The sequence below is a fragment of the Pantoea sp. SGAir0183 genome (genome assembly GCF_043545505.1).
This window is the reverse complement of sequence record NZ_CP028053.1, coordinates 3,677,747-3,701,547: the sequence shown is the minus strand read 5'-3', so window position 1 is coordinate 3,701,547 and position 23,801 is coordinate 3,677,747. Positions and strand designations below refer to the sequence as shown.

At 53.5% G+C, this 23,801-nt stretch carries 24 protein-coding genes and 3 tRNA genes; 19 read left to right on the top strand and 8 right to left on the bottom strand.

Annotation, left to right across the window (positions count from 1 at the left end):
- Positions 1-14: 14 nt before the first annotated feature.
- From C1N59_RS17175 to C1N59_RS17165, 3 genes are all read left to right on the top strand, one after another.
- Complete coding sequence (locus tag C1N59_RS17175; protein WP_394549936.1) at positions 15-1,040, top strand: LacI family DNA-binding transcriptional regulator; 1,026 nt, start codon at positions 15-17, stop codon at positions 1,038-1,040.
- Positions 1,041-1,049: 9 nt separating this feature from the next.
- Positions 1,050-2,036 carry a nucleoside hydrolase gene (locus tag C1N59_RS17170; protein ID WP_394549935.1) on the top strand — a complete coding sequence of 329 codons (987 nt, stop codon included), beginning with the start codon at positions 1,050-1,052 and terminating at the stop codon, positions 2,034-2,036.
- Positions 2,037-2,236: 200 nt separating this feature from the next.
- The gene (locus tag C1N59_RS17165) at positions 2,237-3,457 is read left to right on the top strand and encodes an MFS transporter (protein ID WP_033740181.1); all 1,221 of its coding nucleotides are present in this window, start codon (positions 2,237-2,239) and stop codon (positions 3,455-3,457) included.
- Here the strand turns inward: C1N59_RS17165 and C1N59_RS17160 are convergent.
- Together C1N59_RS17160 and C1N59_RS17155 are read right to left on the bottom strand one after the other, a co-directional pair.
- Positions 3,454-3,918 (bottom strand): YbaK/EbsC family protein, encoded by a 465-nt coding sequence (locus C1N59_RS17160; RefSeq protein ID WP_006121828.1) that lies wholly within the window; start codon positions 3,916-3,918, stop codon positions 3,454-3,456. The two genes, C1N59_RS17165 and C1N59_RS17160, sit on opposite strands and share 4 nt — an antisense overlap.
- Positions 3,919-4,110: 192 nt before the next feature.
- Positions 4,111-5,205: a GGDEF domain-containing protein gene (locus tag C1N59_RS17155; RefSeq protein ID WP_039338799.1), complete on the bottom strand. Its 1,095-nt coding sequence runs from the start codon at positions 5,203-5,205 to the stop codon at positions 4,111-4,113.
- 257 nt (positions 5,206-5,462) lie between these two features.
- Between C1N59_RS17155 and C1N59_RS17150 the strand changes: the two genes are divergently transcribed.
- A complete protein-coding gene (locus C1N59_RS17150) occupies positions 5,463-5,696 on the top strand; it encodes a DUF1435 family protein (protein WP_006121831.1) in 234 nt (77 codons plus the stop codon).
- 45 nt (positions 5,697-5,741) lie between these two features.
- Here C1N59_RS17150 and C1N59_RS17145 read toward each other — a convergent pair.
- The 4 genes from C1N59_RS17145 to rsmC form a co-directional block, all read right to left on the bottom strand.
- Positions 5,742-5,828 (bottom strand) — tRNA-Leu (locus C1N59_RS17145).
- Between the two features lie 28 nt (positions 5,829-5,856).
- Positions 5,857-5,943, bottom strand: a tRNA-Leu gene (locus C1N59_RS17140).
- Positions 5,944-5,973: 30 nt separating this feature from the next.
- A tRNA-Leu gene (locus tag C1N59_RS17135) sits at positions 5,974-6,060 on the bottom strand.
- Positions 6,061-6,219: 159 nt separating this feature from the next.
- Positions 6,220-7,251: a 16S rRNA (guanine(1207)-N(2))-methyltransferase RsmC gene (gene rsmC / locus C1N59_RS17130; RefSeq protein ID WP_039338798.1), complete on the bottom strand. Its 1,032-nt coding sequence runs from the start codon at positions 7,249-7,251 to the stop codon at positions 6,220-6,222.
- A gap of 105 nt (positions 7,252-7,356) precedes the next feature.
- Here rsmC and C1N59_RS17125 point away from each other — a divergent pair, with 105 nt between their 5' ends.
- From C1N59_RS17125 to yjjG, 3 genes are read left to right on the top strand one after another with little or no spacing between them, the layout of a single operon-like run.
- Entirely contained in the window at positions 7,357-7,767 is a 411-nt protein-coding gene (locus tag C1N59_RS17125; RefSeq protein WP_006121833.1) for a DNA polymerase III subunit psi, read from the top strand.
- Complete coding sequence (gene rimI / locus C1N59_RS17120; protein WP_006121834.1) at positions 7,739-8,179, top strand: ribosomal protein S18-alanine N-acetyltransferase; 441 nt, start codon at positions 7,739-7,741, stop codon at positions 8,177-8,179. Before C1N59_RS17125 ends, rimI begins: the two co-directional genes overlap by 29 nt.
- A 19-nt stretch (positions 8,180-8,198) precedes the next feature.
- Complete coding sequence (gene yjjG / locus C1N59_RS17115; protein WP_394549934.1) at positions 8,199-8,879, top strand: pyrimidine 5'-nucleotidase; 681 nt, start codon at positions 8,199-8,201, stop codon at positions 8,877-8,879.
- 113 nt (positions 8,880-8,992) lie between these two features.
- On the opposite strand, the gene C1N59_RS17110 is transcribed toward yjjG, so the two are convergent.
- Entirely contained in the window at positions 8,993-9,661 is a 669-nt protein-coding gene (locus tag C1N59_RS17110) for a YtjB family periplasmic protein (RefSeq protein ID WP_033740187.1), read from the bottom strand.
- Between the two features lie 107 nt (positions 9,662-9,768).
- Here C1N59_RS17110 and serB point away from each other — a divergent pair, with 107 nt between their 5' ends.
- The 10 genes from serB (at position 9,769) to C1N59_RS17060 (ending at position 21,279) form a co-directional block, all read left to right on the top strand.
- Positions 9,769-10,746: a phosphoserine phosphatase gene (gene serB / locus C1N59_RS17105; RefSeq protein ID WP_394549933.1), complete on the top strand. Its 978-nt coding sequence runs from the start codon at positions 9,769-9,771 to the stop codon at positions 10,744-10,746.
- Between the two features lie 13 nt (positions 10,747-10,759).
- Positions 10,760-12,142, top strand: a complete 1,383-nt coding sequence (gene radA / locus C1N59_RS17100; RefSeq protein WP_006121838.1) for a DNA repair protein RadA — start codon at positions 10,760-10,762, stop codon at positions 12,140-12,142.
- A gap of 92 nt (positions 12,143-12,234) precedes the next feature.
- Entirely contained in the window at positions 12,235-13,473 is a 1,239-nt protein-coding gene (nadR, locus tag C1N59_RS17095) for a multifunctional transcriptional regulator/nicotinamide-nucleotide adenylyltransferase/ribosylnicotinamide kinase NadR (RefSeq protein WP_006121839.1), read from the top strand.
- Positions 13,474-13,795: 322 nt separating this feature from the next.
- Entirely contained in the window at positions 13,796-14,713 is a 918-nt protein-coding gene (locus C1N59_RS17090; RefSeq protein WP_394549932.1) for a winged helix-turn-helix domain-containing protein, read from the top strand.
- The gene (locus tag C1N59_RS17085) at positions 14,713-15,162 is read left to right on the top strand and encodes a hypothetical protein (RefSeq protein ID WP_394549931.1); all 450 of its coding nucleotides are present in this window, start codon (positions 14,713-14,715) and stop codon (positions 15,160-15,162) included. Before C1N59_RS17090 ends, C1N59_RS17085 begins: the two co-directional genes overlap by 1 nt.
- Before the next feature lie 244 nt (positions 15,163-15,406).
- Positions 15,407-15,961 (top strand): fimbrial protein, encoded by a 555-nt coding sequence (locus C1N59_RS17080; protein ID WP_394549930.1) that lies wholly within the window; start codon positions 15,407-15,409, stop codon positions 15,959-15,961.
- A gap of 39 nt (positions 15,962-16,000) precedes the next feature.
- Positions 16,001-16,705, top strand: a complete 705-nt coding sequence (locus C1N59_RS17075; RefSeq protein ID WP_394549929.1) for a fimbrial biogenesis chaperone — start codon at positions 16,001-16,003, stop codon at positions 16,703-16,705.
- Positions 16,702-19,224 (top strand): fimbria/pilus outer membrane usher protein, encoded by a 2,523-nt coding sequence (locus tag C1N59_RS17070; protein ID WP_394549928.1) that lies wholly within the window; start codon positions 16,702-16,704, stop codon positions 19,222-19,224. Before C1N59_RS17075 ends, C1N59_RS17070 begins: the two co-directional genes overlap by 4 nt.
- Positions 19,225-19,238: 14 nt before the next feature.
- On the top strand, positions 19,239-20,522 hold the full coding sequence (locus C1N59_RS17065) for a fimbrial protein (protein WP_394549927.1): 1,284 nt from the start codon (positions 19,239-19,241) through the stop codon (positions 20,520-20,522).
- Position 20,523: 1 nt separating this feature from the next.
- Positions 20,524-21,279 carry a fimbrial biogenesis chaperone gene (locus tag C1N59_RS17060; RefSeq protein WP_394549926.1) on the top strand — a complete coding sequence of 252 codons (756 nt, stop codon included), beginning with the start codon at positions 20,524-20,526 and terminating at the stop codon, positions 21,277-21,279.
- Positions 21,280-21,322: 43 nt separating this feature from the next.
- Here the strand turns inward: C1N59_RS17060 and C1N59_RS17055 are convergent, their stop codons facing one another.
- Positions 21,323-22,324, bottom strand: a complete 1,002-nt coding sequence (locus C1N59_RS17055; protein WP_394549925.1) for a zinc-binding alcohol dehydrogenase family protein — start codon at positions 22,322-22,324, stop codon at positions 21,323-21,325.
- Positions 22,325-22,420: 96 nt separating this feature from the next.
- Between C1N59_RS17055 and C1N59_RS17050 the strand changes: the two genes are divergently transcribed.
- Together C1N59_RS17050 and C1N59_RS17045 are read left to right on the top strand one after the other, a co-directional pair.
- Positions 22,421-23,317: a LysR family transcriptional regulator gene (locus tag C1N59_RS17050; RefSeq protein ID WP_394549924.1), complete on the top strand. Its 897-nt coding sequence runs from the start codon at positions 22,421-22,423 to the stop codon at positions 23,315-23,317.
- A gap of 104 nt (positions 23,318-23,421) precedes the next feature.
- Complete coding sequence (locus C1N59_RS17045; protein ID WP_394549923.1) at positions 23,422-23,799, top strand: type II restriction endonuclease; 378 nt, start codon at positions 23,422-23,424, stop codon at positions 23,797-23,799.
- Positions 23,800-23,801: the final 2 nt, after the last annotated feature.

The window sequence follows — 23,801 nt, the reverse complement described above, 5'->3', positions numbered from 1 at the left end:
GTGAGGAAGGGGAAGTGGCGAAACAGGTGAAAACCGCCGTGACGCGGAGTGACGTTGCTAAAGCTGCCGGGACCTCCGTCGCTGTGGTGAGTTATGTCATCAATAATGGCCCGCGTCCGGTCGCGGACGCGACCCGGCAACGGGTACTGGCGGCAATAGAGCAGACCGGCTATCGCCCGAATGCCGCCGCGCGTGCCCTGGCGTCAGGGAATACCAAAACGTTTGGTCTGGTGGTGCCCAATATCAGTAACCCCTTCGTCGCCTCCATGGCGCATATGCTGCTTCAGGAGTCGCTCAACCACGGCCATGTGATGCTGCTGGGTGATGCCGGCGACGATCGCAAGCGTGAACTGGAGCTGATTCAGGGGCTGCTGAACCGTCAGGTCGACGGTCTGTTTTACACCAGTGTCGATCGCCATCCTTTCATCGATATCATCAAAGCCAGCGGGACACCGCTGGTCATGCTGGATCGGGTCAACCCACAACCCGGTGTCAGCATGCTGCGGGTAGATGAGCGTGACGCGGCGTTTCAGGTGACGTCGCATTTACTCAGCCATGGCTATCAGCAGGTCGGGATGATCAGCGGTCCCCGGGACATGCTGAATGCGCAGGATCGTATTCAGGGCTGGCGCGATGCGCTGCGGGCGTATGGTTTACCAGCCGATGATGCCAACATTTTCCCCGCAACCTATACACGTGAGGGCGGCTATCAGGCTGCTTTACGTATGATTGCCAGTAAACGGGTGCCGCGCGCCCTGTTTGCCAGCAACGAAGGTCAGGCGATTGGCTGTATTCGCGCCTTCAGCCAGCATGGCCTTCGTGTGCCGGACGATGTGGCCCTGGTCTGTTTTAACGGAACCGATCAATCCGCCTACCATGTTCCGGCATTAACCACCGTGCGCCAGCCGGTTAAAGAGATGGCACGCTGTGCGATTCATATGCTGAAAGCGTGGAATGGCGAGGCACGGATTGAAGCATTTCCACACCAACTTGAGATTGGTGAATCTTGTGGCTGTCGGCCATCAGAACAAAACAAATAAAGCGACCTAATGAAAAGACTGATTATTGACTGTGATCCGGGGAACGGGATTGCCGGGGCCAATACTGATGATGGCCTGGCCCTTTCCCTGGCGTTAGCCTCACCAGGGCTCTCGCTGGAGTTAATTACGACGGTCGCCGGGAATACCCCGAGTGATGTCGGTGCACGAGTCGCTAAAGACTTAATGGCGCGGCTGGGCTGTGCGGTTCCTGTCGTACAGGGGGCTACGCGGGCGTTGTGCGAAGACCCTGCGCCCTGGCGCGCGCTACTGGATAAGCGGGTCGAACAACTCGACCTGATGGCGTTATGGCAGGGCGTTCCTCAGCCTGCGGCATTACCGGCTGACGGAAACGATGCTGCTGTGGCGATGGGGCAGCTCATCTGTGATAATCCCGGCGAGATCACCCTGATTGCGATTGGCCCGTTGACCAATGTGGCGCTGGCCATGCAGCGTTTTCCCGCAATGGCCGAATCGGTAGCCGAGATTGTGATTATGGGGGGTGTCTTTGCGCTGGAAGATTACATCAAAGACACGAATTTCGGTGTGGATCCCGAGGCGGCTCATCAGGTGTTGCACAGCGGTGCCGCCATTACCCTGGTGCCGATGGATGTGACAACACAAACCATGCTGACCCAGGCCGATCTCAAACGTCTTACCCGGCACGCTCATCCGCTGACCCGTTTCGTGCGGGAGACGTTGCAGCCCTGGATAGATTATTCAATGCAGACCCGGCATCTGCCAGGTTGCTGGATTCATGATGCGCTGGTTGTCGCCTGGTTGCTTAATCAGCGTGTCGCCTGGGGCACGGATTACCGGGTCGATATTGAGCTTCGTGCGGGAGCCACACGCGGGAAAAGCTGGCGTTATCGTCAACCCCTGCGGCTGGATATCGGTATCCCACCGGACAGCGGTGCGCTGGTACATGTGCTGCACAGTGTGGATAACGCTCTTTTGCTGTCCATCATTGAGTCGGCATTTCAACACCTTCCTGAATAACGTACAGGCGATTCGTCGCCTGACCTGCTGGCAGGAAGTCAGACACGCTTTCTTACAGCCTGATCCACTGCCTCACAATTACGCAATACGCTCTCCTCCTAAACATGATGTATACATTTGATTAACAATCACATCACTCTTCGTTAGCCACCAGAAAATTTTTGGGCGGAGCGCCAGAGTGTCTCAGAGAGGAGACTTGTATGCTTGACTGGACATCGACCCAGCGCAATGTGGCTTTCGCCTGTTTTGCCAGTTGGACGCTGGACGCTTTCGACTTTTTTATTCTGGTGTTTGTCCTGAGTAATCTTGCTCAGTACTTCCATAATTCCGTCACCGACGTGTCGGTCGCTATCATGCTGACGCTGGCGGTGCGCCCGCTGGGTGCCTTACTGTTTGGCCGGATGGCGGAAAAATATGGCCGCAAGCCCATCCTGATGCTGAATATCGTCTTTTTCTCGGCGTTTGAGCTGTTGTCCGCCTGGTCACCCACCTTCACCGCATTTCTGGCCTTTCGTGTTTTCTACGGTATTGCCATGGGCGGAATCTGGGGCGTGGCATCCTCGCTGGCGATGGAGACAATACCCGATCGTTCACGCGGTCTGATGTCGGGCCTGTTCCAGGCGGGTTATCCCTGTGGCTATTTGCTGGCGTCCATTGTGTTCGGTCTGGTTTTCGACATGGTAGGCTGGCGCGGCATGTTTCTTATCGGCGCTGTCCCGATTCTGTTGTTGCCGTTCATCTACTTTAAAGTCCCGGAATCCCCGGTCTGGCTGGCCGCGCGTGAACGTAAAGAAAGCAGTGCCCTGATGCCCGTCCTGCGCCAGCACTGGAAAATATGTATTTACATGGTGCTGCTGATGGCCTGTTTTAACTTTTTCAGCCACGGCACGCAGGATCTGTATCCGACTTTCCTCAAAGTGCAGCATCAGTTTGATGCGCACACGGTCAGTATTATTGCTATCGCCTACAATATTGCTGCGATGCTGGGGGGCATTTTCTTCGGTACGCTGTCAGAACGCATTGGGCGCAAGCGAGCCATTATTATCGCGGCGCTGCTGACGCTGCCTGTGTTGCCGTTGTGGGCCTTTTCCAGCGGTTCCTGGACGATTGGTCTTGGTGCCTTCCTGATGCAGTTTATGGTGCAGGGCGCCTGGGGCGTGATCCCGACTTACCTGAACGAACTGGTTCCGGGAAACGCAAGAGCAGTGTTGCCCGGCTTTGTTTATCAGTTGGGGAATCTCATTGCGTCCGTCAACGCGACGCTGCAGTCGCGCATTGCTGAAGCGCATGGCGGCAATTACGGTCTCGGTATGGCCATTGTAGCCGGGACGGTGGCAGTATTGATTTGCCTGTTTGTCGCCTTTGGCCGGGAAACGCGCGGCATGACAATTTCGGGAACGGTGGCAAAGCAGACGCACTAGCGCGTTTCACAGACATCTACCCATTTTGCCGCAGTGAGTTCAGCCATTTGCTGCGGCGAAATCCGGACAGCGCTGTGAATCGATCCTGCGGCAGGCAACACTTCATCAAAGCTTTTTAACGAGATATCGCAATACACGGTCACCGGGTTTTCCAGGCCAAAAGGGCAGACGCCGCCCACAGGATGCCCGGTCCAGCTAATCACTTCGTCCACACTCAGCATGCGCGCTTTCGCACCCATCACCGCTTTCAGCTTACGATTATCTAACCGTGCATCACCGCGTGTGACCACCAGGATCACCTCATTTTTCACTTTGAGTGACAGCGTTTTCGCAATTTGTCCCGGTTCAACACCGTGAACACGTGCCGCCATTTCTACCGTTGCCGTACTGTATGGCATCTCAATGATGTCTATTTCCGGCGCACGCTCGGCAAAAAACTGGCGTACAGACTCCAGGCTCATTTTTTACTCCCGACTAATCGAAGGCGTAGAAATTGCCATAAGCCCGCGGTGGTGTAAACGGCAGAGCGAAAGAATAGGTAACAGAATGCATAACGGTACGTTAACAGAGAGCTATGGCCGTCAGGCCGGGGACAGACAGCCCCCGGTGATGTACGTGCCGACGGCTGGTGGTCCTGCGACCCGGCTCGGCGGTTAGCCGATCTCGCTGACGGTATTGTGAAGTACGGGGAGATCTTCCCAGGCGAGGATGGTATTGCGCCCCTGATTTTTTGCCACGTAAAGCGCACGGTCGGCGTTCGCAACCGCCTGATCAAATTCATCATCGTAAATAGGGGCAATGCCTGCGCTGATAGTCACATGCGTAGAAACGCGCTCATTAAACATATGCGGTATTTCCAGGTTGACGACATATTGCCGAATACGTTCAGCCAGTTTCATGGCAATCGAGGCATTCACATTGGTCATCAGCACAAGAAATTCTTCGCCGCCATAACGGGTTACCACATCACGTGACCGAACGGCGTCACGAATAGCGACAGAAACGCGGGCCAGCGCCTGATCGCCCATCGCGTGGCCGTAATTATCGTTGTAGGCCTTAAAATGGTCGATATCAAGCAATAACACATAATGGCTACCCGCATGATTATCCAGAATGTTATCAAGGCGGTTCTTCAGTCCGCGGCGGTTATATAAACCGGTTAACGGATCGAGCATACTGAGATCGCTAAACGATTCTTTCTCTTCATATAATTGATACATTAAGCGCAGTGTAAAATCTTCCGAACGTCGGCGCATTAAATGTTGTAAAGAAAACCCGATCAGCGGCAGGGCAATGGTCAATAAAATCAAGGGCAAATGCTGTCCGTGATCCAGCATCAGCACGGTGAGCATTGCGGGCGTGATGTGCAAACAAAACGCCACTAAATAATCGCTTAAGGCAATCGCACTGATAAAAAAAACGCACAGCAGACTGACAATCAGAAATCCACCATCCGTCAAAGAAACAAATTGGTAGCGGTGCTGAATATGCCACGCCCATAACCCGCCTAAAATCAACGCCACAGGATTTAACAGGGGTAATTTTAGTTTTGCCTTTATTAAACACGTGGCCAGCATCGTCATACTGAAGAAAGCCACCATAATCACCGGTAAAGTAACTTGTGTTTCATTGTTTTCTGCTAAAGGGAGCAGACAAAATAGTGAAACTGCAGCGTTTAAAAACAAAAAGAGCATGAAAGAAAGGCGGTATTTGCTGTGTTTCAATTCATCATAAGATTCTATTTTCATTATTGATACTCGTGACGGCCCTGAAATAACAAAGCAAAAGCCGGCAAATGATTTCAGCCGATCGACAGATTTAATATTGCTGTTATAAATTGTGTAATCAGCCGCAATTTAGCATTTTCTTGTTTCTCTGTCATCTTCCCGCCGGGCCACAAAAAACAAGCTGCGCATTGAGAATAGTTATCATATGATAATGGGAATGGTTATCATCCATGTGATCAGGTACTGTCCTGACAGCGATGACAGATGAGGAGACGATGATGCGCGGGATAAAACTGGACAGTGCATGGGCGGGCGTACTGGCCTGTGCGGTAATACCAGCTATGACGCTGTGGCAACCCAGCTTCGGGCAGTGGCGTATGATGATGTTGGTGGCGTTACTGCTGACAGTGCTGATGCTGTTTAATCAGCGGATGCGGCATTATGTGTTACTGCCTTCCTGTCTGGCGCTGGCAAGCGTGCTGGCCGCGATTAGCGTGAGATTAACCGGATAGTAACAGTAAAAAGGGAGCAGAAGAAAAAGAGAGGGAGGACAACGTTGGTGCGAAGAGAGGGACTTGAACCCTCACGTCCGTTAAGACACTAACACCTGAAGCTAGCGCGTCTACCAATTCCGCCACCTTCGCATCCTGTTGTCTTTTCATATCACCGCATTGGTGCGAAGAGAGGGACTTGAACCCTCACGTCCGTTAAGACACTAACACCTGAAGCTAGCGCGTCTACCAATTCCGCCACCTTCGCGCAGTGCTCGCGATATGAAATCTGTGATTTTGGTGCGAAGAGAGGGACTTGAACCCTCACGTCCGTTAAGACACTAACACCTGAAGCTAGCGCGTCTACCAATTCCGCCACCTTCGCATACCCGTAATACGTTACCGTATTACAACCACGGAGGCGCATTTTAGAGATTTTACTCAATGCGTCAACACATATTTCGCCAGACGGAAACGATCGCTGCAAAAAGCAACGTTTTCAGCCTGGCAACACGCAAAAAGGGCGAAAAAGGCAGAAAAAAGATTAACGGGCTTTCGCACCGCGACCGTAAACGGCACGGTAAACTTTGAAGCGACCGGTCTGCGCCAGCACTTCATGATTGCCAAAGGTTTCGTCCAGCACCTGGGGATAAGGCAGGAAGGCATTCGCCACAATGCGCAGTTCTCCGCCGCTGTTAAGGTGCTTAACGGCACCACGAATCAGCGTTTGTGCTGCATCCAGGCTGGTCTGTGTGCCTTCATGAAACGGCGGGTTGGAGATAATCATGTCAAAGCGCCCGGTGACATCGGAAAAGACGTTACTGGCAAACACTTCGCCTTCCAGACCGTTAGCGGCCAGGGTGGCTTTGCTGGCCTCGATTGCGGCGGCATGGACATCGCATAACCACAGGCGCACTTTGGGCGAATGCGCCGGTAACGACGCCGCAATCACGCCTGCACCACAGCCGATATCCAGCACTTTGCCTTTGGTATGGGGCGTGAATGTTGAAAGCAGTAACGCGCTGCCGGCATCCAGGCCGTCGCGGCTGAAAACGCCAGGTAAGGTATGGATGGTCAGGTCATCCAGCTGATAGCGGTTGCCAAAGGCCGAAGCATCAAAGGCGGGCTGCTTCTCCAGACGTCCGTGATAAAGACCGCAGCGACGCGCACTGTCGATTTTTTCCAGGGTCACCCACTGCTCCAGCATGCCTTCTGCGCTGCGCACGCCGCTGCGGTTCTCACCGACGACAAACACATCACAGCCGACGGGCAGTAACGACAGCAGGTTCTGCAACTGAAACTGCACTTCAGGTTTGTTTTTGGTCCAGAAGTAAACCAGCGTATCGCAACCCTGCACATCGTCGGCCTGCGCAACCAGTCCATAACGCGCCTGGTCGCCCAGACGGCGGCTCAGGTTTTGCCAGTGATGATATTGTTGGGTATGCACACGGGAAGCGGCGGTCTCCAGCTGTGCGGGCAGGTCATCCTGCAGGTCGCCAGCAAATAAAACGTGGCGGGTGGAAAATTCATCACTGTGGCGCAGAATGACTTCACTGGCCGGGGTAAAAGCAGACATGTCGGGCTCCTGTAAGATCTGAGCGGAGATTATAGTGGTTTGTTGGCGCATGTTCGATGGGTTTGCTAGCATAGCGTCGCATTCCGCGAGCAAAGCAGGTATACCATGACGTCCAGGCGCGACTGGCTTTTACAGCAAATGGGGATAACGCAGTATCAACTGCGCCGCCCGCGCGTGCTCCAGGGCGAAATCGCCGTGCGGCTTTTGCCGGATACCCAACTGATTATCGTGGCGGAAAATCCGCCCGGTTTGCAGGAGCCTTTCCTGCGTGATGTTCTGCACACGCTCGGTCTGAAACCCACGCAGGTCATGACCGTTACGCCGGATCAGCTGCAAATGCTGCCGGAAACGTTGAACTGTGCAGGGTGGTTGCTGGGCGTTGAGAGCGAGCAATCCTTTAACGGCGTGGCGTTATCGAGCGCGTCTTTCAATGAACTCCTGAGTAGCGGTGCCGCCCGGCGCGCGCTCTGGCAACAAATGTGTGAACATGACAGCCATTTCTTTTCTCACGCCTGACGCGATTCCCCAGGCTTTCGCGATTGAGTGCCGTAGCCATGCGTTTCCATGGCGCGAAGAGACCTTTATCAGCAACCAGGGCGAGCGGTTTCTCAACCTGCGGCTGGATGTCGAAGGCCAGATGGCCGCCTTTGCCATTACCCAGGTGGTGCTGGATGAAGCTTCGCTGTTTAATATCGCTGTCGATCCGGCGTATCAACGGCGCGGCTTCGGGCGGGCGCTGCTGCAGCATTTAATCGATCAACTGCTTGCACGCGATGTGATGACGCTGTGGCTGGAGGTGCGTGCGTCCAATGCACCGGCCATCGCGCTGTACGAACAGCTGGATTTCAACCAGGTCAGCCGCCGTCCCAACTATTACCCTTGCGCCAGTGGCCGTGAAGATGCCCTGATCATGGCGCTGACGCTGTAGCCGCTTGTAAGGAATGTCGATGTTAGATAACTGGGATTGCATTCTGTTTGATGCAGATGACACGCTGTTTCACTTTGATTCGTATGCCGGCCTGCAACGCCTGTTTGCCGGGTACGATGTCCGGTTTACCGACCAGGATTTTGCAGATTACCAGGCGGTCAACAAGCCGTTATGGGTGGAATACCAGAATGGCCAGTTATCCGCACTGGAGCTTCAGACTCGCCGCTTTGCCGGCTGGGGGCAAAAGCTGAGCGTGGCGCCGGCCATTCTTAACGATGGCTTTCTGTCAGCGATGGCGGAAATTTGCCTGCCGCTGGAGGGCGCAGACAGCCTGATGACGCTGCTGCACGGCCGCGTCAAAATGGGCATCATTACCAACGGTTTTACCGCCCTGCAGCAGCGCCGTCTGGAGCGTACCGGCTTTCTTGATTACTTCTCTGCGCTGGTGGTGTCAGAAGAAGTGGGCGTGCCTAAGCCTGAAGCCAGAATCTTTGACTATGCGCTCGCGCAGCTGGGAAACCCACCGCGCGATCGGGTGCTGATGGTCGGCGATACGCCGGAATCCGATATCCTCGGCGGCATGAATGCCGGTATTAAAACCTGTTGGGTTGACCATGGGACGCGCCCCTTGCCTGACGCAATTAAACCCGACTGGCGGGTGAACACGTTATCAGAGCTGGAAGCGCTGCTCAGAGGCTGACTCTCGCCCGAAGTGCAACGTCAGTAAGGCCCGTGAAACGGGCCTTTTACATTGGGCTAAGCGTTAAGGAAGGCAGGAAAGGGCTGTCAGACGTTGACCTGTAAACCCTTCCGTCACGCGGAGGGTTTCGCGGCGTCGTCTTTTTTCTCGTCCTCTTCGTCATCCTCTTTCACAGGCGTACTGGCCGTGAGCAGAAACGGAGACTGCTGCCAGCGCGTGCGACGGTCGCGCAGTAACGTGCGACTCAGGATGATGCCAATGGCCAGCGCCAGCAGCATCATCAGGCGCAGAATATTGGTGGTGTTATCTACCTGGCGTGATTCGGTGACCAGCACGTGCGTATCCAGCGTAACGCGCAGAAAGCCAGCAGGGCCATTGCTGCCGCTGAGCGGCTGGACAATTTGATGATTAAAGTAACTGCCCGCGCGCTTGCCATCCAGCGCCAGCCGATCGCGCACGTTGATATTTTCGCCGCTGTGCGCCACCAGGCTGCCATCGCCTGCATAGACGGACGCATCCAGAATACGGCTGTTGTCGGTCATCTGACTGATGATGGCCTCAATCTGGCTACGATTGTCTTCGCTGTTATCCATCAAGGGTTTCAGACTGAAAGCCACTTGCCGGGTCAGCGTCTGGGCCAGCTCTTCTGCCTGTTCAGAACGGGCCATTTGATGGCCAAGGCTAAACCAGGATGCGCCTTGCATAAGCACCACTAACAGCGCCAGTGAAATCAAAACAATCACCGTGCGATGTAAGCGAAATTTCAGTGCGGTTTTAGCCATTAATTATCCGAATCACGTGACGACAGAAAGCCTGGATATTATGTTGCCAGAAGCAGCGCAGACAAGGTAGCCTCTTGCGTGGTTTTGTTGTTCCTACAGGAGCCCTGATGTCAAATCATCTTACCTGGTGCGATCTGCCTGCTGATGTCTCTCTATGGCCGGGGTTGCCCCTTTCACTGAGCGGTGATGAAGTCATGCCGCTGGATTACCGTGCTGGCCGAACCGGCTGGTTACTCTATGGTCGCGGTCTGGATAAACAGCGTCTGACCGATTACCAGCATCAGCTTGGGGCCGCCATGGTGATCGTCAGCGCCTGGAACGTTGACGACTATCAGGTCATCCGCCTGGCGGGCTCCCTGACGCCGTTTGCCAGCAAACTGGCGCACGAGCTGGCGCTGGACGTAGCGCCGCTGGGGAAAATCCCCCACCTGAAAACGCCGGGCCTGCTGGTCATGGACATGGATTCCACCGCCATCCAAATCGAATGTATTGATGAGATAGCCAAACTGGCGGGCTGCGGCGAGCAGGTGGCAGAAGTCACCGAGCGGGCGATGCGCGGCGAGCTGGATTTTACCGCCAGCCTGCGCCAGCGCGTGGCGACGCTGAAAGGGGCGGATGCCAATATTCTTAAGCAGGTGCGCGACGAACTGCCCTTAATGCCGGGTCTGACCACGCTGACCAAAAAATTACAGGCGCTGGGCTGGCAGGTCGCGATTGCCTCAGGTGGCTTCACCTATTTTGCCGAGTTCCTGCGCGATAAGCTGCATCTGGCGGCAATAGCCGCTAATGAACTGGAAATCCGGGACGGAAAACTCACCGGCGAGGTGCTGGGTCCTGTCGTTAACGCACAGTACAAAGCAGAGACGTTGAAAAAGCTGGCGAAGCGTTTTGAGATTGCGCCAGAGCAGACCGTGGCGATCGGCGATGGTGCTAATGATTTGCTGATGATAAAAGCGTCGGCGCTGGGCATTGCTTACCATGCCAAACCGAAAGTCAATGAGCAAACCGCCGTCACGATTCGCCATGCCGATTTGATGGGCGTGTTTTGCATCCTGACCGGTAGCCTGATTCACGAAGAGCGTTAACTGAGGAGTTGTTTTGGCCAAAGCGGCAAAACGCGCATTTGTCTGTAACGAGTGCGGCGCAGATTATCCACGCTGGCAGGGGCAGTGCAGCGCCTGTCACGCCTGGAACACGATTACCGAGGTGCGTATTGCGGCTTCACCGGCGGCGGCGCGCAATGAGCGCCTCAGCGGTTATGCAGGCAATGCCGGAACCAGTCGGGTGCAAAAGCTGTCCGAAATCAGTCTGGAAGCCTTGCCCCGTTTTTCGACCAGTTTTAAAGAGTTTGACCGCGTGCTGGGTGGCGGTGTGGTGCCGGGCAGTGCCATTCTGATTGGCGGTAACCCCGGCGCCGGGAAATCGACGCTGCTGTTGCAGGTGATGTGCCGTTTAGCCGAGAGCATGAAAACCCTCTACGTCACCGGGGAGGAGTCATTACAGCAGGTCGCTATGCGCGCCCATCGTCTGGGATTGCCGAGTGACAATCTGAACATGCTGTCGGAAACCAGCATTGAGCAGATCTGCCTGATTGCGGAGCAGGAGCAGCCGCAAATCATGGTGATCGACTCGATTCAGGTGATGCACATGGCGGATATCCAGTCGTCGCCGGGCAGCGTGGCACAGGTGCGTGAAACGGCCGCCTATCTGACGCGTTTCGCTAAAACCCGTGGCGTGGCAATTATCATGGTGGGCCATGTGACCAAAGACGGATCGCTGGCCGGGCCAAAAGTTCTGGAGCACTGCATTGACTGCTCCGTCCTGCTGGACGGCGATGCCGATTCCCGCTTCCGGACGTTACGTAGCCATAAAAACCGCTTTGGTGCCGTCAATGAACTTGGCGTATTTGCCATGACCGAGCAGGGCATGCGTGAGGTGAGCAACCCGTCCGCCATTTTCCTGTCGCGTGGTGAAGAGATCACGTCCGGCAGTTCGGTCATGGTGTTATGGGAAGGCACCCGTCCTTTACTGGTTGAGATTCAGGCGCTGGTGGATCATTCGATGATGGGCAATCCGCGTCGGGTTGCGGTCGGTCTGGAACAGAACCGCCTCGCCATTCTGCTGGCAGTGCTGCATCGTCATGGCGGTTTGCAAATGGCGGATCAGGATGTGTTCGTCAACGTGGTCGGTGGCGTGAAAGTCACGGAAACCAGTGCTGACCTGGCCCTGATGCTGTCGATGGTGTCCAGCCTGCGCGATCGCCCTTTGCCGCAGGATCTGGTTATCTTTGGCGAGGTCGGACTGGCCGGAGAGATTCGTCCGGTGCCCAGCGGACAGGAGCGCATTGCTGAAGCGGCTAAACATGGCTTTAAGCGGGCGATCGTGCCGGCGGGTAACGCACCGAAAAAGCCGATTGAGGGCATGCGCGTATACAGCGCGAAGAAGCTGGCGGATGCGTTGGCTATCCTTGATGATCTCTAAGCGAGTCCGTTTGTCCGGAGGCCGTAAGGTCACCGGGCAGGCGACAGGCTACGCTCTTCCCCTCGTTGAACATTGCTTGCAGGAGGCACCACATGTCGGCGTTTGATTATTTAAAAACGGCGATTCGCCAGCAGGGCCACACGCTTCAACAGGTGGCCGATGCCAGTGGCATGACCAAAGGGTATTTAAGCCAACTGCTTAACGCGAAAATTAAAAGCCCCAGCGCGCAAAAGCTGGAGGCACTGCACCGTTTTCTCGGCCTGGAATTCCCCCGTCGCGATAAAAAAATAGGGGTGATCTTTGGCAAGTTTTATCCGCTTCATACTGGCCACATCTATCTGATTCAGCGTGCCTGTAGCCAGGTCGATGAGCTGCATATCATCATGGGCTACGACGAGCCGCGCGATCTGAGCCTGTTTGAAAACAGCGCCATGTCGCAGCAGCCCACCGTCAGTGATCGTCTGCGTTGGTTACTGCAAACCTTTAAGTACCAGAAAAATATTCGCATTCACGCCTTCGATGAAGAGGGGATTGAGCCCTATCCTCATGGCTGGGATGTGTGGAGCGCAGGGGTAAAGATCTTTCTGGAAGAGCAGGGGATTGCGGCAGACTGCGTCTATACCAGTGAGGCGCCTGATGCAGAGATGTATCAACAGCATCTGGGCATTCAAACCATACTGATCGATCCGAACCGATCGTTTATGAATATCAGCGGCGCGCAGATTCGTCAGGATCCTTTCCGCTTCTGGGATTACATCCCCACCGAAGTGAAGCCCTTCTTTGTGCGCACCGTGGCCATTCTGGGCGGTGAGTCGAGTGGGAAATCGATGCTGGTGAATAAGCTGGCGAACATATTTAACACGTCCAGCGCCTGGGAATATGGCCGCGACTATGTCTTTTCACATCTGGGCGGCGATGAGATGGCGCTTCAGTATTCAGACTACGACAAGATCGCGCTGGGCCATGCACAGTACATCGATTTTGCGGTGAAATATGCCAATAAAGTGGCATTTATTGATACCGATTTCGTCACGACCCAGGCATTTTGTAAAAAGTATGAAGGCCGTGAGCATCCGTTTGTTCAGGCCATGATTGACGAGTATCGCTTCGATCTGGTGATCCTGCTGGAAAACAACGTACCCTGGGTAGCGGACGGGTTACGCAGCCTGGGCAGCTCTGTCGATCGCCGCGAGTTCCAGAGCATGTTGATAGCGATGCTGGGTGAAAACAACATCGACTTCGTTCATGTGCAGGAAGAAGATTATGACGCGCGCTTCCTGCGCTGTATTGAACTGGTGAAAGGTATGCTGGGCGAACAAAGCGCCCTTTGAGATTTTCGCCTGCACGCCGGGGCGGTGAGGGGACACCCTGCCGCTCCTCACGTCCTGTTTTCTGCGCCTGTTATTTTCCCGCCTTTTTGATTACAAAAAATAATGCTTTGCAAAATACCGCGCCCTCCAAATAACGTACGTAACATACACAAACAAAATAAAGAATTTTGAATTCCTGAGTAACATTATTTCGTATTTAAAGTCTGAAATTATTTTATTTCTTCTGTTTGTTTATGTTAAATGTAAGTTCAATATTATTTACTGGCTTATATTAAGGGAGTATTCATAAGACAGAAATAAGGATATATCCGGATTTAATAATATGAAAAAGATAAGTATTGGTAATGAAGTGGTTTTTTATCCTGGGAAAAGGGAAATTATTGGTAATAATCAGGTGCTGAAGCTGCATTCTTCAGTCTCATATTGTTTTGAATTGCTGATCGCGCGGCAGGGCGAAATTGTCGATCATGAGGCGTTTTATCAGTATGCCTGGCGACGGTTTGGGATGGAGGTCAGTGCCAATGCGTTATATCAAAGTATTTCGCTCATCAGAAAAGCACTATTGGCATGCAATATCCGTCAGGATGTGATCAGGACCATTCCACGCCGTGGCTTCATGCTGGCAAATGCGATTCTTATTGAGGAGTCGACAATTGCGCCTGCTGATGAGGACGCTGGGGCAGGAAAAAACGCCCAGAAAGACGAACAGAATATTCCGCCCATGGCTACGTCCGGTGAAGAGGCGAGTGCGTGCGATACAACGGAATCCGTTATTCAGGATGATGAGGATATTTCAGAAAACCTTATTAAGAACTCAGTATATTCTGAGCCGGAATCTCAACAGCCCATCAGCCGTCCTGATCCTGCTGAATTCACTGCCAGCAAAGGCGCTTATCGCTATGCTATTTCGACACGGCATCTTTTTATCACGGGACTGGCGGTGATGACGATACTGGTTTGTGGTTTTGCCATCATGACCTTTTCACTTCACCGCCACGAGATGATTTTTATTAAACGGTTTGAGATGAATGGATGTGAAATATACGCCAATGATAAAGCCGGTAATGGCCTGGTCGCGCGCATCGCCGTTGACAGTAAAGTCAGTTGTACAGAACGACGAAAGATTTATATCACGGCATTTACCAATGGTGAACGCATTTCGGTACTGCAATGTAAAAATGCACTCTCGCTTTTCGGTTCCCCCGACTGTATTTCGTATTATTATATAAGGAGTAAGTAGTGAAGTTAACGTTTCTGTTGGCTTTAATAATGATGACAGCAGCAGGCATTGTCGTGTTTTTATTTAGACAGGATTCTGTCCATTGTATTGCAAACATTAACTACATCAGAAATGGTGAGACATTTTCCGTGATCGCCTCTCACGATATGCGAGAGGGGCACGGTGTTATCGCCATCACCGGCCGACTCACCGATAGCAATCATAATGTCATCAGTTTGAGTAAAATAATCCGGTTTACTTATCAGCGCGAGGGCGATCTGTATCTTGCCCGGTCAACATTAATCGAACCTTCACCGGATAACCAAATGTCCCAGCAGGAACAACAAAAGTGGCTGCCGGCATTTTTTATTACCGTGGGAGCGACGTTTCCGTTTGTCATTAAAAGGACAGGTATTGACACCTGGACATTTTATTCAGGCCCTGTTCCGCTTTATCTTTGCGAAAAATAATGCCGTAAACGTGGCGATTTTTATCGCCGCAGGGGGATTCCTGGCCTGTTGTTACCTTATGGACTATCTCATTTCAGCAACACTGTCCTAACACCATCCTATTGAATTTAAATATATTTATATTTGATGGTGTCTTTCTTCACAAAAGCTCAGAACACTTCACACACAGTTTTCCCACCGTGCCCCTTATGATCCTCGTCGCCAATGCGCATCTTTACTTACCAAAATCATAAGAGGGAATCCAATGAAAGCCAGCTCTTTACCACGCTGCATGACACTTTTTTTGTGTGGTGCGGGTTTTATTTCTTTTAATGCTTTTTCTGCGTCAGAAAATACGATTCGCTTTCAGGGCGAGGTAAATGCACAAACCTGTAGCGTTAATGTTAATGATGCAACCGGCAGCCCGATTATTCTGCTGCCGACCGTTTCAACGGCCGCGCTGAGTTCGGCAAAATCAACCGCCGGAAAAACGCCATTTACGATTAACTTAACCGGTTGTGTCGCACCGGCTTCCGGATCAACACAGGCAATAACTATTAATCTGGTTGGCAATAATATTTCGTCCACCGGCGATTTACTCAATACCGGAACGGCCAACAATGTGGCGTTGCGTTTGCTGGACAGTAGTGACAAAACGATCGATTTGTCGGGTGGAACGGCAACAGTTTCCGGAATGAAGCTGGAAAGTGGAAGCACCAGCGCATCCCAGGATTTCTCGGTCGAATATTACAGCGACTCTGGAAATGCGGCCGCCGGTACGGTTTTAAGTAGTGTGCAATATTCTGTCAGCTATCCCTAATCATCAGGCCCCCTTATTTTAAGGGGGCAGGAGAACCCTGTGTTGAAGTCTCTTCTTCTTCTTCTTCTCTTTCTGGCCTTTTCAGCCATGTTTTGTCAGGCAAGCGTTGTATTAAATGGCACGCGTGTCATTGTAGACGGTGCGAAAAAAGAAAAAACGCTTCAGTTTACGAATACTGGCGATCAGCCAGCGCTGATTCAGATTCAGGCGATCAATCTCAATAATCATTCTGTCCCGCCTTTTGTGGCGTTGCCGCAAATATTCAGGATTGCTCCTGAGGCCGGCCAAACGGTAAAGCTCAACGTGACGGAGAATAATCTTCCTCAGGACAGAGAGTCACTGTTTTATATGGATTACACTGAGATTCCCTCGTTAAAAAAAGGGCTGGAGGATAAGAATAAACTCTATTTGATTATTAAGAACAGAGTAAAGGTTATCGTTCGCCCAAAGGGCCTGAATTTTTCCATGGATAACCTGAAGAATGCGCTCTCATACCATATTCAGGGACATGACATCGTCTTCCGCAATGCCTCGCCCTTTTACGCCAATATTCGATCTTTTGCATTGGTCAAAGGGAATAACACCGTCCTTTGGGACGATGCTGTCACGCTGGCGCCGTTTAGTGAACAGCGCATCACGTTGCAAAACCGCTCAGCGCTCTCGGGATACGCGCTTAATGCCATCCTGATAAATGATTTCGGTGCCGACGAAAAAATCAACGTGAACGAAAAATCGCAGAAATGAATAGAGTCTCATTATTCTTATTGTTCGCTTTGAGTCTGCTTTTCCTCAGGGGCGGTCAGGCGGCTGAAGGTCAGGATGACTATCTGTTTGATCCTGCCTTAGTGCGCGAAATGCTGCCTGGACAGATTGCGATGCCTGACAGTGTGCAGGACGCCTGGTTCCAGCCCGGCCGCTATGATGTCGATCTTTATCTCAACGGTAAGTTTCAACGGTCCACGTCGGTTGATATCGTTCGCGCGGGCAGAGCGCTTTCGGTATGCCTGCCGTTGTCCTTTTATCAGGCCTTTGGCGTCAAGGCCCACTATCTCACTGCGCTCAAGGCGAAAGACTGTGCCAGACCCGATGCGCTTTTGACGGGCGCGTCAGTTAACGTGAATACGGGCAGCCTGCGTGTAGACGTTACCGTCCCACAGGCGATGCGGGTTCAGCGGCCCGTCGGCTATATCGCGCCCGAAAACCTGACGGCGGGCACGACCATGGGGTTCGTGAATTACAACCTGAACCAGTTCTATTCCGATTATAAAAATGCGCAGCGTTTCGAATCCACGTATCTGGGTATTAACAGTGGCATCAATGTCGGCATGTGGCGTTTTCGTCAACAGGGAAACTTTACGCATGACGAGGTCGGCAATCGCTGGCAAAGCGCCAGGGCCTGGGTACAACGTGCGCTGCCGTCATTACGAAGTGAGGCGGGCATAGGCGAGCTTTTCAGTAACGGCGATCTGTTTACGGCGGTCAGTTTCAACGGGGTCAGTCTGGACTCTGATGACCGTATGCTGCCGGATTCTGTTCGGGGTTATGCACCGCTGGTGCGCGGCGTGGCAAACAGCAATGCCCGCGTGACGGTCTGGCAGGGCAAGCAACGGATATATCAGACAACCGTGCCGCCAGGGCCGTTTACGATCAATGACCTGAGCCCGGTGAGCTATGGCGGCGATCTCAGCGTGGAGGTTCAGGAGTCTGACGGCAGCCTGCATCGTTTTAGCGTGCCGTATGCGGTCTTACCGCAGTCGCTGCGTCCAGGCCGGACAGACTACAACTTTGCCGCCGGTAAAGTCAGGGATTACAGCAAAGCCAACACCTTTACTGAGTTAACCGTCAGGCACGGCCTGAGCAATGCCATTACGCTGAACGGCGGCGTCAGGCTGGGCGAACGCTATCATGCCTTGCTGGCTGGCGGCGTCTGGGCTTCAGACATAGGGGCCGTGGGATTTAACAGCGCGTATTCCAGCGCGGTTCTGAACGGCGGTGAGTCGACCCAGGGATGGCGTTACGCACTGAGTTACAGCCGAACCTTTCAGCCCACGAATACCACTCTGACGTTTGCGGGCTACCAGTATTCCACCCAGGGTTACCGCGATCTCAACGACGTGATTGCACTGAATAATGCGGAAACACCGGGCCGCAACAGTATTACCAGCGAATATATGCAGCGTACCCGCCTGCAGATGACCCTGAATCAGACGCTGGGGCAGTGGGGCAACATCTATCTCTCCGGCTCGAAGCAAAATTACTATGACGGTCGCTCGCGGACGACACAGTTTCAGGTCGGTTATGGCACGGTGCTGCCCAAAAACATCGCACTGAATATTTCCCTGTCCCGCCAGTATTCGCGTAGAGCCTATGCCACCGATCCGCGCAGAGCTGTCATGGCTCAGTACGCAGACGAGACGTTTTATAAAGATACCCAGTTACAGGTCAGCGTCTCTGTGCCGCTGGGCACGGACGCCACTTCACCTTACCTGGCTCTGGGGGGATCCCGTGGAAGCCAGAACGGCAGTAATTACACAGCGTCGCTCAGCGGGCTGAGTGGTGAGAGCGGCACCAGCTACAGCCTGAATGTGAATCGCGATCAGCAGCAGCGTGACACGACAGTAAGCGGCAGCCTGGGCAAAACCTTTTCTGAGGCCAGCGTGACCGGTACTGCCTCGACCTCTTCACGGTTTAATCAGATGTCCGTTAACGCCATGGGGGCGGCGGTGATCCACAGCGGTGGTGTGACGTTAGGCCATTATCTGGGCGATACCTTCGCCCTCGTCGAGGCGAAAGGGGCCAGGGGCGCACGGATCCTGAACAGCCAGGGCAGTGAAATCGATCGCTTTGGCTATGCGCTGGTCCCTTCGCTCAACCCGTATCACTACAACACCATTACGCTGGGTGCCAGCGGCAGCGACGGTCATGTGGAAATTCAGGACAGCGAAAAAAGTGTCGCGCCTTATGCCGGTGCGATGGTGAAGGTGTCGTTCAGAACCTTACGCGGTTATCCCCTGATGCTGAAAACCCGCACGAATCGCGATGCTATGGTGCCTGTGGGCGCGGATCTGCTGGATGAGACGGGCAAGCGCGTGGGCACGTTTGGCCAGGGCGGCAATGCCTGGTTACGTGTGGCGAAAACCCAGGGCCGACTGAAAGCCGTCTGGGGTGACGATGCGCAATCGTCCTGTGTGATGGATTACCACATTCCTCAACCTGAACCTGACGCGGTGATGACCTACGCGGATGCCGTCTGTCGTTTTTAGATTCTAAGGTGTTAATGATGAAACGCGTTTTAGCGGTAATGACATTCTTTTTTTTGACCGCATGGCTCCCGGCTTACGCGACCTGCACCCGGGTCAACCCGGTCGATCAGGGCTGTGATGCCTGCGGTGCGCCACTTAACTTCGGCAATATCGCATTAATGAATCTGCGTTATCAGCCGGCCGGCACGGTGCTGGCCCGCTCGGTGTTCCGGGTCGTACCGGCTGTCAATAACAGCAATCCCGACCGTGTGTTGTACCAGTGTGATCTTGCCGATAAAGATCAGCTGTATGAGGTCTTCGCCACCAATGGCGACAGTAACGTTGGCGGCGCCTGGGACATGGGGGACAGTTATTTCCAGACCTACTTTCCCTATACCGCGTTAAAACTGGTTCACGTGCGCAGTGGCAGGCCCTTTACCCGTATCTGGCAAAAAGTACCGCTCACCCAGTATGAAATACAGGGAAATAAAATCCTGATCCGGGGACGCGACTTCAGCCCCATCAGTGCGGAGCTCATTCGTACCGACAGAAACAACCGCACGCCGGGTTACGGGTCGTGGGGCTGCCTCTGGGCGGCGGCCGATAATTACACTGGCTCCTACAGTTGCAACCAGCCCAATGGTTATGTGGTGTTTATGGGGCCGGGGATGAATGTGCCCGAAGCGGGTCAGGACAGTTGGAACCATTATGAAACCTGGGGAACCGGACGTTACATGGCCTTTGGGATGAATACCGCGCCGGTCGCCACTCTGACGCAAAATATGACCCAGGGCTGCCGGGTGGAGAATTATACCGCAAACGTCCTTTTCCCCGGCATCAGCATCAATGCGCTCAATGAGGGCCAGGCGGTGACGGCGCCGCTCAGCATTACGCTGGCCTGTGCGAACGGAACCGAAAACCTCTCTGGCGTTCAGTCGGGTCAGCTGTCTCTGGGGTTTCAACCGAGCTACGCCGCGTGGCTGCAGGCGCAGCAGTTGGGACTGACGACGGGAGACGGTCTTTCGCGCTACCTGGTGTCCGATCATTACGACAGTTTACCGTCGCTGGCGAAAGGCGTGGGCATTGAGCTGGAAACGTCAGGTGGTCAGCCCGTCTCCTTTTTAAGCTGGAGCAGCTTCAGCGGGAGTGCGGGCTGGCGACCGGTGCTGGAGGACGCGCAGGTGATCAGCGGCAGCCAGCAGAATGACGAGAAACTGTATCAGCGTACTTTCAACGCCCGTCTTGCAAAGCTCCCGGGTAAAACGGTGACGGCGGGCCATGTTGATGCAACCGCATCTATCCTCATTCGGCTGCAATAAGATGAAAACGTTTCTTTGGTTATGTATGTGTATCGTGATTAACGCCCAGGCCGCGGTAATTCCGCAGCAAAGCCGACTGATCTTCCATCCCGGCGAGGTGCAAACCCCGTTACTGCTGGTTAACAGCGGCGACGCACCCGTGCTGATCCAGACCTGGATCGACAGCGGCGCACCGGAAAAATCGCCGGGCAGTAAAGCCTTTCCTTTTGTCGCGCTTCCCGGCGTTTTTACGCTGAACAAAGATGAAAAAAAACAGATTACCGTTTTACGCACTGAGCTGGCCGCAACGCTGCCACAGGATCGGGAATCCCTTTACTGGCTCAATCTGTACGAAATCAGCGCCGTAAAAAAAGGAACGATACAGCCGGGCAGCGATAAGATCAGCATGGCGCTGAATACCCAACTTAAAGTGATCAACAGACCGTTTAAGAAGGCGATACCGTTTACGGCACGGGTGAACGCCGTCACCTTTCAGGTCAGGAAAATGCAGGGGCAGGTTTTCATTCGTGCCACCAACCGTAGTGGCTACTTTTTCACGCCGGGCAAAATGACCGTGCGGGCAGGCGGAAAAGGCTACACCGTTTATCTGGACGGGGATAAAACGCTCGCGCCTTTTTCCAGCAAAGAGTATTCCCTGATGGGAAACGCGTCGCCTTCCGCGGCGAGCCAGATCCTTGTTGATTACACGGCGCTGGACGATGAGGGGAACCCGCAGGCTTTTACCGCGCCTGTGGCTCCCTCCGAGGAAGCCCCGTGAAACGGGGCGAGCGGATGCCGCACGGACCGGCATCCGCAGGTGATCAGTAAACCATGACCACTTTGCCGCGCATATGGCCTTCCAGTACACGCTGGTGGGCCGCTTCCAGGGTTTCCACACTTAACCCGTGCAGGGTTTCACTCAGGGTGGTTTGCAGCTTTCCGTCATCTAACAGGCGGGCAACGCTATTCAGAATCTCACCCTGTTGCGCCATATCCGGCGTGGTGAACATGCTGCGAGTGTACATAAACTCAAAGTGCAGCGAGGCGCTCTTAAGCTTCAGTTGATCCATTGACAGCGGATGTTCGTTCTCGACGATGGTGCAGATATGACCCTGGGGCGCGATGAACTGGCTCATGGTTTCCCAGTGGCCGTCAGTGTCGTTAAGGCAGAAAATGTAGTCGACCTGCTTAATGCCGTGCTTTTCCAGCTCAGCGGGCATGTCTTTATAGTTGATCACCAGGTCGGCCCCGCGATCGCGGCACCACTGGGCAGAGTCTTCCCGTGACGCGGTGGCAATCACTTTCGCCTTGCTGCGCATTTTCGCCAGCGGAATCGCCAGAGAGCCTACACCGCCTGCGCCGCCAACGATCAACAGCGTTTGATCGTCACGCGCGGCTGCCATATCCAGTCGCTCGAACAAACCTTCCCAGGCGGTAAGCGCCGTTAAAGGAATCGCCGCAGAGGCCGCCCAGTCGAGCGTTTTCGGCTTATGGCCAGTGATACGGGAATCGACTAACTGTTCGGTGCTGTTACTGCCCGGGCGGGTAATATCGCCTGCATAGTACACTTCATCCCCGGGCTTGAAGCCCGTGACTTTGCTGCCGGTTTCCAGCACCACGCCGCTGGCATCCCAGCCGAGGATACGCGGCACCTGCAAACCATTTTTGATCGCGCCTTTATGCACCTTGGTATCCACCGGGTTGACCGAGGCGGCTTTTACCTGGACACGCAGGTCATACTCGCCGGGTACAGGCGTTTCCGGGAAAATTTCGGTGAAGTTTTTTGGGTTTTCGGGATCAACAGCAATCGCGCGGACAGACATAATTTATTCTCCTCTAGTGTTTCTTCAAGTGTAGAACCCCACCGCCAGGCTGATAAGATGGACAATAGTTATTAGAGTGTTCGTCTGAGGTGAACAATGGCGTTTCGTGAGTGGCAGGATATGGCGCTGTTTGCGCTGGTGGCGGAGTGCGGCAGCTTTACCGCTGCGGCAGAGCGGGCAGGTTTGCCCAAATCCAGCGTCAGTCAACGTATCAGCCAGCTTGAGCAGCGGCTGGGCATCCGGCTGTTAAACCGAACGACGCGCCAGCTTAACCTGACCTTTGCCGGGGAGCGTTATCTGCTGCACTGTCAGGAGATGATGCAGGCCAGCGAACGTGCCAAACAGGCGATTGCCAACCTGCGGGAAAATCCCAGCGGTCGCCTGCGCATCACCAGCCCGGCAGGCATTGGGGCAACCTTACTGGCGCGCTGTAACGCCGCGTTTTTACGGCGTTATCCTGATGTCACGCTGGACATTTCCGTTTCAGACGAGATTCGCGACCTGGTACAGGATGGCTTTGATCTTGCCTTACGCACCGGCCAGCCACAGGAATCGTCTCTGATTGGGCGACGTGTCGGGTACTGCGAGCGATTGCTGGTGGCCTCGCAGACTTATCTCGATCAGCATCCGCCGGTTACTCATCCGCAGCAGCTGGCTGAACATCGCTGTATCGCGCACCGCGCCTGGAACGAGTGGGTGCTTAAACGCGACAGTCAGTATCATCGCTGGCTGCTGCCGCCCGCGCACCTGACCGACAATTTGCTCTACGCCCGCGAATCGGCGCTGGGGCATGCCGGCATTACGCTACTGCCGCGTTTCTTAACGGACGGGGAGATGCGCGATGCGCGCCTAGTGCAGGTGTTACCGGAATGGACGGTTGAGGGAAACGAGCTGTGGCTGGTCTATCCCAGTCGTAAACTGAATTCGCCCGCGTTGATGAGGTTTATTGAATTTGCGTTGCAGTCGTCGGTGTTTATGAATTTTTATAAATAGCTATAAAGGCGAGGTAAATTAATAATACCTATATGATCCGTTTAACAGAAAAAATAAGGAATTAATAAGAATATGATATTTTGAATCTGCACAAGGAGAATGTCATGGCAGCACAAAGTCTGACGGCAGCTTGTATTAAAACGTTATCTAAAAGTGAACTATATGATCAAAAAGAGCTTAATGGTGTCATGGCACTTAAAGCTTTGATGGGGGCAGAAAATAAAGAAATGATAGCGACTTTTTTTCTAAGGGGAAGTGAGCTGCAATGCCATGTGTCAGCTAAATGGTATGATGCAAGAGAGTCACATGCAACTCGTTCAGAATTCCGTTTATATTATGAAAATAACCCAGTCATTGAACAAGCAAAACCAGGGGATAATATTGTTATTGGTTTTGATAAAAAAAATAACTTAACATGTATTTTATTTAAGACTAACAACGATGAACATCAAGGATACATCCACGAATGGACGCCGTTGTAATG